This is a genomic window from Erythrobacter sp. R86502, from assembly GCF_042466465.1.
Taxonomy (GTDB): domain Bacteria; phylum Pseudomonadota; class Alphaproteobacteria; order Sphingomonadales; family Sphingomonadaceae; genus Erythrobacter.
Genome location: NZ_JAXHCJ010000001.1, coordinates 576,872 through 586,569, shown reverse-complemented (window position 1 = coordinate 586,569; position 9,698 = coordinate 576,872). Strand labels below are relative to the sequence as shown.

The following is a 9,698-nucleotide window of genomic DNA, read 5'->3' as shown; positions in this document are numbered from 1 at the left end:
CGCATCACCTTTTGTCGATTACTTCGCGCGCGCAGCCTTGTTGGCATCGCGGCGAGCAAGCTTCTTTTCGTGCTCGGGCGTTGCGGCCGGAGCCACTTCGACCTTACCGCCGGCCTTTTCGACCGCAGCAATCGCACCCTTGGTCGCGCCGGTAACGGCGAAGGTCACCTTGGAGGTGATCTCACCTTTGCCAAGCACACGGACGCCGTCCTTGCCGTCACGCACCAGGCCAGCGGCCCGCAGCGTGTCTTCACTGATGGTGTCAGCTGCATCGAGCTTGCCGGCGTCGATGAACTTCTGGATCATGCCGATGTTCACTTCGGCATATTGCTTGGCGAACGGGTTGTTGAAGCCACGCTTCGGCAGGCGCATGTGAAGCGGCATCTGACCGCCCTCAAAGCCCTTGATGGCGACGCCGGAACGGGCCTTCTGACCCTTTTGACCGCGAGCCGAGGTCTTGCCCTTGCCCGAGCCGATACCACGGCCGACCCGGATGCGGCCCTTGCGGGCGCCGGCATTGTCGCGGATGTCATTCAGTTTCATAGTGTGCACTCGCTTTCGCTTTTGTCGCGCTGACAGAAAGGAAGGCCCCGACGATGCGGGGCCTGCCAGGATTGATTTAGTCGACCACCTGAACCAGATGCGGGATCTTGGCGATCGCGCCGCGCACCTCAGGGGTGTCCTGGCGCTCTACAACCTTGTGCATCTTGTTCAACCCAAGACCGATAAGGATCTTGCGCTGGCTTTCGGGACGACGGATCGGCGAACCGATCTGCTTGATCTTGATGGTAGCCATGATCGGTTACTCCACGATCGCTGCAGCGTCGGCTTCCGCCTCGGCTGCGCTCGATCCGCCGCGACCCAAAAGGTCGGCAACCTTCTTGCCGCGACGCTGAGCCACCGACTTCGGCGAAGTCTGCTCGGTCAACGCGTCAAAAGTGGCACGGATCATGTTATAGGGGTTCGAAGTGCCGACCGACTTGGTCACCACGTCAGCAACGCCCAGGCTTTCGAAGACAGCGCGCATCGGACCGCCGGCAATGATGCCGGTACCCGGAGGCGCCGTACGCAACGTCACCTTGCCCGCGCCAAAACGGCCATTGCCATCATGGTGCAGCGTGCGGCCTTCCTTGAGCGGGACACGGATCATTTTCTTGCGAGCAGCAGCAGTCGCCTTGGTGATGGCTTCAGGCACTTCGCGCGCCTTGCCGTGGCCAAAGCCAACGCGGCCCTGACCGTCACCCACCACGACCAAAGCTGCAAAGCCAAAGCGCTTGCCGCCCTTTACGGTCTTGGAGACACGGTTGATGTGGACCAGCTTTTCGATGATGCCATCATCTTCTTCCTGCTTGCCACCGCGGTTGTTGTCACGGCCACCGCGTCCACGACCGCGATCACCGCCGCCGCCTTCACGATTGCCGCCACGGCCACGGCCACGACGCGCATTGCCATCGTCGGCCTGAGCCGGCGACTGATTTTCGGCCGCTTCCGAAGGAGTGGTTGCCACTGCGGGCACCTCGGCCTGGTTTTCGGTGTTTTCGTCAGCCATCATCAGAACTCCAGCCCGCCTTCACGGGCGGCATCGGCCAGCGCCTTGACGCGGCCATGGAACAGGAACCCGCCGCGATCGAACACGACCGTGGTCACGCCCGCCTTCTTGGCAGCTTCGGCAATCTGCTTGCCAACCTCGACAGCAGCATCGACATTTGCGCCGCTGACCTTGACCCCGAGGGTCGAAGCCGCTGCGACCGTACGGCCGGCTGCATCGTCAATGATCTGCGCGTAGATGTGACGACCGGTGCGATGCACCGACAGACGGGGCTTGCCACCAGCCCGCGCACGCAGCGCGGTGCGGACCCGGCGACGGCGCCGTTCGAAAAGGGAAAGCTTTGCCATCTTATCTCTTCTTCCCTTCCTTGCGGAAGATATATTCGCCGCGATAGGCGATCCCCTTGCCCTTATAGGGCTCGGGCTTGCGCCAACGGCGGATTTCGGCAGCGAACTGACCAACGGCCTGCTTGTCGGAACCCGAGATTTCGACCGTGGTCTGATCCGGGGTCTTGACTTCAAGACCCTCGGGAACCGGCAGATCGACATCGTGGCTGTAGCCAAGCTGCAGCTTCAGATTGCGGCCCTGCGCATTGGCGCGGTAACCCACACCCTTGATGACCAGAACCTTGGTGAAGCCGTCGGTGACGCCTTCGACCAGGTTGGACACCAACGTACGCTGCATACCCCAGAAGGCACGCGCCTGGCGGCTGTCGTTGGCCGGCTTGACCGAAATCTCGCCGTCTTCGACCTTGTAATCGATCAGATCCGACAGACCCATGGTAAGGGTGCCCTTGGGGCCCTTCACGGTCAGCGTACCATTATCGATGGTGGCCATCACCCCGCCGGGGATCGCCACCGGCTTTTTGCCGATGCGGCTCATCAGAACACCTCCGCCAGCACTTCGCCACCGACGTTGTGAGTGCGTGCTTCGGCATCCGAAAGCACGCCCCTGGGCGTCGAGACGATGGTGATGCCAAGACCGTTGCGGATCGTCGGAAGTTCCTTGGAACCCGAATAGATCCGGCGGCCGGGCTTGGAAACGCGCGCCACGTGCTTGATCGCGGGCTCGCCTTCGAAATACTTCAATTCGATCCGCAGCGCCGGGTGCTTCCCCGAGTGATCTTCGCTGAAGCCACGGATGTAGCCTTCACGCTGAAGCACTTCGAGCACGCTAGCGCGAAGGTTGCTCGCGGGCGTCAGCACGGAGTCCTTCTTGGCGCGCTGGCCGTTGCGGATACGGGTGAGCATATCACCCAGAGGATCGGTCATAGCCATTATTCAGTCCTCACCAGCTCGACTTGGTCAGACCGGGGATCATCCCGCTGTTACCGAGTTGGCGCAGTTCGATACGGTTGATGCCGAACTTGCGGTAATAGCCGCGCGGGCGGCCGGTGGTGGCGCAACGGTTGCGGACCCGGGTTGGGTTCGCGTTGCGCGGAAGCTCTGCCATCTTGAGGCGCGCAACGAGACGTTCGGTCTCGTCAAGCGATTCATCGGCAGCAATCGCCTTCAGCTTCTCGTACTTCGCAGCGTACTGCTTGACGAGCTTCTTGCGACGCTCATTCTTGTTGATGGAACTCAGTTTCGCCATGGACTTAAGCTCTCTTGCCTAGTGTCTTTTGGGGGAAGCGGCTCACGCCGCCTCCTTCTGTTCGGTCTTGGCATCGCCCTGGAAGGGGAAGCCGAAAAGACGCAGCAGCTCGCGCGCCTCTTCATCGGTCTTCGCGCTGGTGGTCACGATGATGTCCATCCCGCGCACCTTGTCGATCTTGTCGTAGCTGATTTCGGGGAACACGATCTGTTCCTTCAGCCCCATCGCGTAGTTGCCGCGGCCATCGAACGACTTGGCGTTCAGACCACGAAAGTCACGGATGCGCGGCATAGCCACGGTGACCAGACGATCAAGGAATTCATACATGCGTTCGCGGCGCAGGGTAACCTTGCAACCGATCGGCATGCCCTCACGCAGCTTGAACTGCGCGATCGACTTCTTGGCGATCGTGATGACCGGCTTCTGGCCGGCAATCAGCGCCATTTCTTCAGCGGCGGTCTGGACCTTCTTCTTGTCCTGGCTCGCTTCGCCCACGCCCATGTTGAGCGTGATCTTTTCAAGCTTGGGAACTTCAAGACGGTTCTTGTAGCCAAACTTTTCGGTCATAGCCTTGACGATTTCCTCGTCGTACTTGACCTTCATCCGTGCGGTGTAATCAGCCATCGATGGTCTCCCCACTCTTCACGGCGACACGGACCTTCTTGCCGTCCTTCATTTCGAAACGGACGCGCGTGGCCTTGCCGGTCTTGGGATCGGCCAGCGCCACCTTCGAGATGTTCATCGGGGCCGGGAACCGGTCGATGCCACCCTGCGGGTTGGTCTGGCTGGGCTTGCGGTGACGGGCGGCGACATTGATGCCTTCGACAACGACCTTGCCGTCCTTCGGCATGACCTGAGCGACCGTACCGGTACGACCCTTGTCCTTGCCCGACAGCACGACAACGCTGTCACCCTTCTTGATCTTGGCAGAAGCCATCACAGCACCTCCGGCGCGAGCGAGATGATCTTCATGAAGCCGCGCGAACGCAGTTCACGAACCACTGGGCCAAAGATACGAGTGCCGATCGGCTCTTCGTTCTTGTTGACCAGCACGGCAGCATTGCTGTCGAAGCGGATGACGGTGCCGTCAGGACGACGAACGTCCTTGCGGGTACGCACGATCACAGCGCGATGAACATCGCCCTTCTTGACCTTCGCGCGCGGCTGCGCCTCCTTGATGGAGACGACGATCACATCGCCGACGCCCGCGGTACGACGCTTCGACCCGCCCAGCACCTTGATGCACTGGACGCGCTTGGCGCCGCTGTTGTCCGCGACGTCGAGATTGGATTGCATCTGGATCATTGATCCGGTTCCTTCTCAATGGCTTTCCGGGACGCCCGATCCGACCGGGGCCCGGTAGTTCCGTTTACGTCTAATTCAGTTACCGGCCGCAGCCACGTCGAGGTCGGCTTCCACCGCCTGAACGCCGCCAGCCACAACCCGGTCCTTGACGATCCAGGTTTTGGTCTTGGACATCGGGCGGGTCTCTTCGATCCGCACGACATCACCCACGGTGAATTCGTTGGTTTCATCGTGAGCGTGATACTTCTTCGAACGACGAATGATCTTCCCGTAAAGCGGGTGCTTCACCTTGCGTTCGACCAGCACGGTCACGGTCTTGTCTGTCTTGTCGGAGGTCACAGTCCCGACGAGGATGCGCTTGGGCATAGTGCTTACTCCTTACGCCTTAGCGGCGGCGGCTTTGGCCGCACGCTCGCTTTGCAGCGTCTTGATCTGCGCGATGTTCCGGCGCACCTGACGGATGCGCGAGGGAGCCTCGAGCTGGTTGGTCGCAGCCTGGAACCGCAGATTGTACTGCTCGCGCTTCAGCTCGGTGAGCTCGGCGGTCAGCTGATCGTCAGTCTTGGTGCGAAGGTCCGCAAAGTCGGCCATTATTCGCCTCCCAGGTGGCTGGTGTCACCCAGACGGGCAACAACCTTGGTCTTGATCGGCAGCTTCATCGCTGCGCGCTCGAATGCTTCAGCGGCCAGCGGGCCGGCAACGCCGTCGAGTTCAAACAGAATACGGCCCGGCTTTACGCGCGCAGCCCAGTATTCCACCGAACCCTTGCCCTTACCCTGACGAACTTCGGCAGGCTTCTTGGTCACGGGCACATCAGGGAAGATGCGGATCCATAGACGACCCTGACGCTTGATGTGACGGGTGATGGCACGACGCGCAGCTTCGATCTGGCGCGCGGTGATCCGCTCGGGTTCCAGCGCCTTCAGGCCGTAAGAGCCGAAGTTCAGCGTGGTGCCACCCTTGGCCTCACCCTTGATCCGTCCCTTGAACTGCTTGCGGTACTTATGCTTTTTCGGTTGCAACATGGTCTGTTACCTCAACGAGCCGGCCGTACGCCGGAAGTCTGCGCTTCCAGCATCAGGCGATCCTGCGCGGTCGGATCATGGGCGAGGATCTCACCCTTGAAGATCCAGACCTTGATCCCGATGATCCCGTAAGCGGTCAACGCTTCGGTTTCGGCGTAATCGATGTTCGCACGCAGTGTGTGAAGCGGAACGCGGCCTTCGCGGTACCATTCGACTCGGGCGATTTCCGCCCCGCCCAAACGGCCACCGCAAACGATCTTGATGCCTTCGGCACCCAGACGCAGAGCCGACTGCACAGCGCGCTTCATCGCACGGCGGAAAGCCACACGGCGAACCAGCTGGTCAGCGATACCCTGAGCGACAAGCTTCGAATCGATTTCCGGCTTGCGAATTTCAACGATGTTCAGCTTCACGTCGCTGGCGGTCATCGTGGCAAGCTTCGAACGCAGCTTTTCGATGTCTGCGCCCTTCTTGCCGATGATGACGCCGGGACGTGCCGCATAGATCGAAACGCGGCACAGCTTGGCCGGACGCTCGATCACCACCTTCGAAACTGCCGCCTGCGGCAGGTTCTTCATGATGTACTTGCGGATCATCACGTCTTCTTTGAGAAGCTGCGCATAGTCACGCCCTTCGGCGTACCAGCGGCTGTCCCAGGTGCGGTTGATCTGCAGGCGCAGACCGATCGGATTGCTCTTCTGGCCCATCTTACGCCTCTTCTGCTTCGCGAACGACGATCCGCAGCCGTGAGAACGGCTTGAGGATCCGGGTCGACTTGCCGCGGCCGCGGGTGTGGAACCGCTTCATCGTCACCGACTTGCCGACCGAAGCTTCCGCCACGATCAACGCATCGACATCGAGGTTGTGGTTGTTTTCAGCGTTGGCGATCGCCGACGCGAGAACCTTGCTCGCATCGCGTGCCATCGCGCGCTTCGAGAAAGCCAGGATGTTCAACGCATCCTCTGCCTTCTTGCCACGGATCAGGGCAGCAACGAGGTTGAGCTTCTGCGCCGAACCACGGATCGTGGTGCCGACGGCCAGCGCCTCATTGTCGCCCACGCGGCGGGGTGCCTTTGCCTTGCTCATCAGCGCTTGCCCTTCTTGTCGGCAGCGTGACCCGGGAATGTGCGCGTGGGCGCAAATTCACCAAGCTTGTGGCCGACCATTTCCTCAGAAACCGAAACGGGAATGAACTTGTGCCCATTATAGACATTGAAGGTCAGCCCAACGAACTGCGGCAGAATCGTCGAGCGACGCGACCAGGTCTTGATCGGCTTGGTGTTGCTCGCTTCCTGCGCGGTCTCAGCCTTCTTCAACAGGCTCAGCTCGACAAACGGACCTTTCCAGACGGAACGTGCCATCGTCTTTTACCTCTTCTTCTTCGCGTGACGCGAACGGATGATCATCTTGTCCGTCTGCTTGTTATGGCGTGTACGGGCACCCTTGGTCGGCTTGCCCCATGGCGTCACCGGATGGCGACCACCTGAGGTCCGGCCTTCACCACCACCGTGAGGGTGGTCGACCGGGTTCTTCGCAACACCGCGCGTCAGCGGGCGGACACCCATCCAGCGCTTGCGGCCAGCCTTGGCAAAGTTCTGGTTGCCGTTGTCGGGGTTCGACACGGCGCCCACAGTGCCCATGCAGTCGGCGCGAAGGTAACGCTGCTCACCCGAATTGAGGCGAACGATGACCATCGCACGGTCACGACCGACGACCTGTACATACGTACCGGCCGAACGAGCGATCTGACCGCCCTTGCCCGGCTTCATCTCCACGTTGTGGCAGATGGTGCCGACCGGCATCTGACCCAGCAACATGGCGTTGCCCGGCTTGGTGTCGACCTTTTCGCCAGCGACAACCTGATCACCAACCGCAAGACGCTGCGGCGCAATGATGTAGGTCTGTTCGCCATCTTCGTACTTCACCAGTGCGATGAAGGCCGTGCGATTGGGATCGTACTCCAGACGCTCGACGGTAGCCGGCATGTCCCACTTGCGACGCTTGAAGTCGATGTAGCGGTACTTCTGCTTGTGACCACCGGCGATGCCACGCGAAGTGACATGACCCTTGTTGTTACGGCCACCGGTCTTGTGCTTGCCTTCGGTAAGCGCCTTGACCGGCTTGCCCTTGTAAAGCGCCGACTTGTCGACCAGGATCAGACCGCGACGAGCGGGACTGGTCGGTTTATAGTTCTTGAGTGCCATTGTTCGTTTCCTGTCCCTTGGCCTCAGATACCGCTGGTGATGTCGATCATTTCACCCTCAGCGAGGGTGACAATGGCCTTCTTCACATCGGAACGCTGATAGGCCTTGCCCTTCCAGCGCTTGGTCTTGCCCTTCATGACCAGGGTGTTCACGGCGACGACCTTCTTGTCGTAGATCGCCTCGATCGCTTCCTTGATCTGGGGCTTGGTCGCGGTGCCCGCAACCTTGAAGACCACGGCATTGAATTCCGACGCAAGCGTCGACTTTTCCGTGATGTGCGGCGCGATGATCACGTCATAGTGACGCGCATCGACAGTCTGCTTCTTAGCCATTGAAGCGCGCCTCCAGCTTTTCGACAGCGGCCTTGGTCAGCACCAGCGTGTCGTGGTTGAGGATGTCGTAGACATTGGCGCCCATTGCGGGGAGCACATTGATGCCTGGCAGGTTACCGGCAGCCTTCTTGAAGCCTGCGTCAACCTGTTCGCCGTCGATCACGAGAACCTTGCCGGCGAAACCAGCCTTGGCGAGATGACCCTTGAGCGCCTTGGTCTTGGCTTCGGCGAGTTCAAGCGTGTCGACCACGACCAAACCGTCCTTGGCCTTGCTCGAAAGCGCCATCTTGAGGCCGAGCGCACGGATCTTCTTGTTAAGCGACTGCTCGAAGTCACGCTTGCGCGCACCATGAGCCTTACCACCGCCGATGAAGATCGGAGCAGCACGATCGCCGTGACGGGCGGTACCGCCACCCTTCTGCTTGCCGTACTTCTTGCCGGTGCGCGCCACATCCGAACGCTCACGCGTCGGACGTGCGGTGCCGCGACGGTTTTCGAGCTGCCAGGTCACGACCCGGTGAAGGATGTCAGCGCGCGGCTCGATGCCGAACACGTCGTCCGAAAGCTCGATATCACCGCCGTTGCCAGCAGTACCATCGATGTTCTGAACCTTGATCTTCATGGCTCAGCCTTCCTTGTTTTCTTCGGTGGCCGCGGCGTCGTTTTCGACACCTTCGGTCACGATGGCTTCGTCAGCGGCAGCGTCGGCAACCGAGGGGTTCTCGTCAGCCTGCGGGGCCTTCTTGTCGAGTACGGCACCGGGGAACGGCACACCTTCGGGAAGCGGCAGCTTCACCGAATCGCGCACAAGCAGCCAGCCATTCTTCGCACCGGGCACCGAGCCCTTGACGAAGAGAAGACCGCGCTCAGCATCGGTACGAACGATTTCCAGGTTCTGCTGGGTGCGTTGACGGTCGCCCATGTGGCCGGCCATCTTCTTGCCCTTGAACACGCGACCCGGATCCTGACGGTTACCCGTCGAACCGTGGGCACGGTGCGAGATCGACACGCCGTGGGTGGCGCGCATACCGCCGAAGCCCCAACGCTTCATGGCGCCGGCAAAGCCCTTACCCTGCGTATGACCGGTGATATCGACCATCTGACCAGCGATGAAATGCTCGGCACTGATCGTCGAACCGACGGGCACGAGGCCGTCTTCATTTTCGACGCGGAATTCAGCGACGCGCTTCTTCAGACCGACGTCGGCCTTGGCGAAATGTTCACGCTGCGGCTTGGCGACGTTCTTCTGCTTGGCTTCGCCCGCGCCGAGCTGGACAGCGAAGTAGCCATCACGATCAGCAGTACGGTGCGAAACCACCTGGCAATCTTCCAGCGCGAGAACGGTCACAGGCACGTGCCGTCCGTCCTCCTGGAAGAGGCGGGTCATCCCGACTTTCTTTGCGATAACGCCGGTGCGCATCGTCAGTTACTCCTCAACAGAGGCACCCGGCGGACCATCCGCAAGGTGCATGGCAGGCCACAACGCAAGCGCTGCAGCCCAGTTCAGCCCAAATTGTCTGATACGTCGCCCCGTCCGGGCTGAGTGCTTCGTCAGGCCACATGGCCGTGGAAGCGAGACGGGGGACGCAGCCCGGATGATTATCCGGCGGTATCCACCCTATCGTAGAATGGGGCGCGCTTCGTATATGAAGGCAATCCCCGACGATAGAGGCCCCTGCCGAAGCAGGGG

The 9,698-nt window shown here is 60.8% G+C and carries 20 protein-coding genes; all 20 read right to left on the bottom strand.

Annotated elements, in window-relative coordinates; translation table 11 throughout:
- Positions 1-18: 18 nt before the first annotated feature.
- Positions 19-543 (bottom strand): 50S ribosomal protein L15, encoded by a 525-nt coding sequence (rplO, locus tag SJY33_RS02810; RefSeq protein WP_379921015.1) that lies wholly within the window; start codon positions 541-543, stop codon positions 19-21.
- 76 nt (positions 544-619) lie between these two features.
- On the bottom strand, positions 620-796 hold the full coding sequence (gene rpmD, locus SJY33_RS02805; protein ID WP_379921014.1) for a 50S ribosomal protein L30: 177 nt from the start codon (positions 794-796) through the stop codon (positions 620-622).
- A 6-nt stretch (positions 797-802) separates the two neighbouring features.
- Positions 803-1,549 (bottom strand): 30S ribosomal protein S5, encoded by a 747-nt coding sequence (gene rpsE / locus SJY33_RS02800; protein WP_379923506.1) that lies wholly within the window; start codon positions 1,547-1,549, stop codon positions 803-805.
- A gap of 2 nt (positions 1,550-1,551) precedes the next feature.
- Positions 1,552-1,896 carry a 50S ribosomal protein L18 gene (gene rplR / locus SJY33_RS02795; RefSeq protein ID WP_379921012.1) on the bottom strand — a complete coding sequence of 115 codons (345 nt, stop codon included), beginning with the start codon at positions 1,894-1,896 and terminating at the stop codon, positions 1,552-1,554.
- Between the two features lies 1 nt (position 1,897).
- The gene (gene rplF, locus SJY33_RS02790; protein ID WP_379921010.1) at positions 1,898-2,431 is read right to left on the bottom strand and encodes a 50S ribosomal protein L6; all 534 of its coding nucleotides are present in this window, start codon (positions 2,429-2,431) and stop codon (positions 1,898-1,900) included.
- Entirely contained in the window at positions 2,431-2,826 is a 396-nt protein-coding gene (gene rpsH / locus SJY33_RS02785) for a 30S ribosomal protein S8 (protein ID WP_379921009.1), read from the bottom strand. Before rpsH ends, rplF begins: the two co-directional genes overlap by 1 nt.
- A 10-nt stretch (positions 2,827-2,836) precedes the next feature.
- Entirely contained in the window at positions 2,837-3,142 is a 306-nt protein-coding gene (gene rpsN, locus SJY33_RS02780; protein ID WP_069310542.1) for a 30S ribosomal protein S14, read from the bottom strand.
- Positions 3,143-3,184: 42 nt separating this feature from the next.
- Positions 3,185-3,766, bottom strand: a complete 582-nt coding sequence (gene rplE / locus SJY33_RS02775; protein WP_379921007.1) for a 50S ribosomal protein L5 — start codon at positions 3,764-3,766, stop codon at positions 3,185-3,187.
- The gene (gene rplX / locus SJY33_RS02770; protein WP_379921006.1) at positions 3,759-4,079 is read right to left on the bottom strand and encodes a 50S ribosomal protein L24; all 321 of its coding nucleotides are present in this window, start codon (positions 4,077-4,079) and stop codon (positions 3,759-3,761) included. The genes rplE and rplX overlap by 8 nt, the downstream gene beginning before the upstream one ends.
- Positions 4,079-4,447, bottom strand: a complete 369-nt coding sequence (gene rplN, locus SJY33_RS02765) for a 50S ribosomal protein L14 (RefSeq protein WP_054118166.1) — start codon at positions 4,445-4,447, stop codon at positions 4,079-4,081. The genes rplX and rplN overlap by 1 nt, the downstream gene beginning before the upstream one ends.
- Positions 4,448-4,522: 75 nt before the next feature.
- Positions 4,523-4,813, bottom strand: coding sequence for a 30S ribosomal protein S17 (gene rpsQ, locus SJY33_RS02760; RefSeq protein WP_379921004.1), 291 nt, complete (start codon positions 4,811-4,813; stop codon positions 4,523-4,525).
- A 12-nt stretch (positions 4,814-4,825) separates the two neighbouring features.
- The gene (rpmC, locus tag SJY33_RS02755) at positions 4,826-5,038 is read right to left on the bottom strand and encodes a 50S ribosomal protein L29 (protein WP_379921003.1); all 213 of its coding nucleotides are present in this window, start codon (positions 5,036-5,038) and stop codon (positions 4,826-4,828) included.
- Positions 5,038-5,472 (bottom strand): 50S ribosomal protein L16, encoded by a 435-nt coding sequence (gene rplP, locus SJY33_RS02750; protein ID WP_379921002.1) that lies wholly within the window; start codon positions 5,470-5,472, stop codon positions 5,038-5,040. Before rplP ends, rpmC begins: the two co-directional genes overlap by 1 nt.
- Positions 5,473-5,483: 11 nt before the next feature.
- Positions 5,484-6,179: a 30S ribosomal protein S3 gene (gene rpsC / locus SJY33_RS02745; RefSeq protein WP_379921001.1), complete on the bottom strand. Its 696-nt coding sequence runs from the start codon at positions 6,177-6,179 to the stop codon at positions 5,484-5,486.
- Between the two features lies 1 nt (position 6,180).
- Positions 6,181-6,558 (bottom strand): 50S ribosomal protein L22, encoded by a 378-nt coding sequence (gene rplV, locus SJY33_RS02740; RefSeq protein ID WP_379921000.1) that lies wholly within the window; start codon positions 6,556-6,558, stop codon positions 6,181-6,183.
- A complete protein-coding gene (gene rpsS, locus SJY33_RS02735; protein WP_101791182.1) occupies positions 6,558-6,833 on the bottom strand; it encodes a 30S ribosomal protein S19 in 276 nt (91 codons plus the stop codon). The genes rplV and rpsS overlap by 1 nt, the downstream gene beginning before the upstream one ends.
- Positions 6,834-6,839: 6 nt before the next feature.
- On the bottom strand, positions 6,840-7,676 hold the full coding sequence (gene rplB, locus SJY33_RS02730) for a 50S ribosomal protein L2 (RefSeq protein WP_379920999.1): 837 nt from the start codon (positions 7,674-7,676) through the stop codon (positions 6,840-6,842).
- A gap of 23 nt (positions 7,677-7,699) precedes the next feature.
- Entirely contained in the window at positions 7,700-8,008 is a 309-nt protein-coding gene (locus SJY33_RS02725; RefSeq protein ID WP_379920998.1) for a 50S ribosomal protein L23, read from the bottom strand.
- Positions 8,001-8,630 carry a 50S ribosomal protein L4 gene (rplD, locus tag SJY33_RS02720; RefSeq protein WP_379920997.1) on the bottom strand — a complete coding sequence of 210 codons (630 nt, stop codon included), beginning with the start codon at positions 8,628-8,630 and terminating at the stop codon, positions 8,001-8,003. Before rplD ends, SJY33_RS02725 begins: the two co-directional genes overlap by 8 nt.
- A gap of 3 nt (positions 8,631-8,633) precedes the next feature.
- The gene (rplC, locus tag SJY33_RS02715) at positions 8,634-9,428 is read right to left on the bottom strand and encodes a 50S ribosomal protein L3 (protein ID WP_379920996.1); all 795 of its coding nucleotides are present in this window, start codon (positions 9,426-9,428) and stop codon (positions 8,634-8,636) included.
- Between the last annotated feature and the right edge of the window lie 270 nt (positions 9,429-9,698).

Bases quoted from the DNA above. Each gene is read 5' to 3' on its own strand.
- rplD (WP_379920997.1), bottom strand. From the start codon at position 8,630: ATGAAGATCAAGGTTCAGAACATCGATGGTACTGCTGGCAACGGCGGT.
- rpsE (WP_379923506.1), bottom strand. From the start codon at position 1,549: ATGGCTGACGAAAACACCGAAAACCAGGCCGAGGTGCCCGCAGTGGCA.
- rplC (WP_379920996.1), bottom strand. From the start codon at position 9,428: ATGCGCACCGGCGTTATCGCAAAGAAAGTCGGGATGACCCGCCTCTTC.
- rplR (WP_379921012.1), bottom strand. From the start codon at position 1,896: ATGGCAAAGCTTTCCCTTTTCGAACGGCGCCGTCGCCGGGTCCGCACC.
- rpsC (WP_379921001.1), bottom strand. From the start codon at position 6,179: ATGGGCCAGAAGAGCAATCCGATCGGTCTGCGCCTGCAGATCAACCGC.
- rplX (WP_379921006.1), bottom strand. From the start codon at position 4,079: ATGGCTTCTGCCAAGATCAAGAAGGGTGACAGCGTTGTCGTGCTGTCG.
- rplV (WP_379921000.1), bottom strand. From the start codon at position 6,558: ATGAGCAAGGCAAAGGCACCCCGCCGCGTGGGCGACAATGAGGCGCTG.
- rplP (WP_379921002.1), bottom strand. From the start codon at position 5,472: ATGTTGCAACCGAAAAAGCATAAGTACCGCAAGCAGTTCAAGGGACGG.
- rpsN (WP_069310542.1), bottom strand. From the start codon at position 3,142: ATGGCGAAACTGAGTTCCATCAACAAGAATGAGCGTCGCAAGAAGCTC.
- rpmC (WP_379921003.1), bottom strand. From the start codon at position 5,038: ATGGCCGACTTTGCGGACCTTCGCACCAAGACTGACGATCAGCTGACC.
- rpmD (WP_379921014.1), bottom strand. From the start codon at position 796: ATGGCTACCATCAAGATCAAGCAGATCGGTTCGCCGATCCGTCGTCCC.
- rplN (WP_054118166.1), bottom strand. From the start codon at position 4,447: ATGATCCAGATGCAATCCAATCTCGACGTCGCGGACAACAGCGGCGCC.
- SJY33_RS02725 (WP_379920998.1), bottom strand. From the start codon at position 8,008: ATGGCTAAGAAGCAGACTGTCGATGCGCGTCACTATGACGTGATCATC.
- rpsS (WP_101791182.1), bottom strand. From the start codon at position 6,833: ATGGCACGTTCCGTCTGGAAAGGTCCGTTTGTCGAGCTGAGCCTGTTG.
- rplB (WP_379920999.1), bottom strand. From the start codon at position 7,676: ATGGCACTCAAGAACTATAAACCGACCAGTCCCGCTCGTCGCGGTCTG.
- rplE (WP_379921007.1), bottom strand. From the start codon at position 3,766: ATGGCTGATTACACCGCACGGATGAAGGTCAAGTACGACGAGGAAATC.
- rpsH (WP_379921009.1), bottom strand. From the start codon at position 2,826: ATGGCTATGACCGATCCTCTGGGTGATATGCTCACCCGTATCCGCAAC.
- rplO (WP_379921015.1), bottom strand. From the start codon at position 543: ATGAAACTGAATGACATCCGCGACAATGCCGGCGCCCGCAAGGGCCGC.
- rpsQ (WP_379921004.1), bottom strand. From the start codon at position 4,813: ATGCCCAAGCGCATCCTCGTCGGGACTGTGACCTCCGACAAGACAGAC.
- rplF (WP_379921010.1), bottom strand. From the start codon at position 2,431: ATGAGCCGCATCGGCAAAAAGCCGGTGGCGATCCCCGGCGGGGTGATG.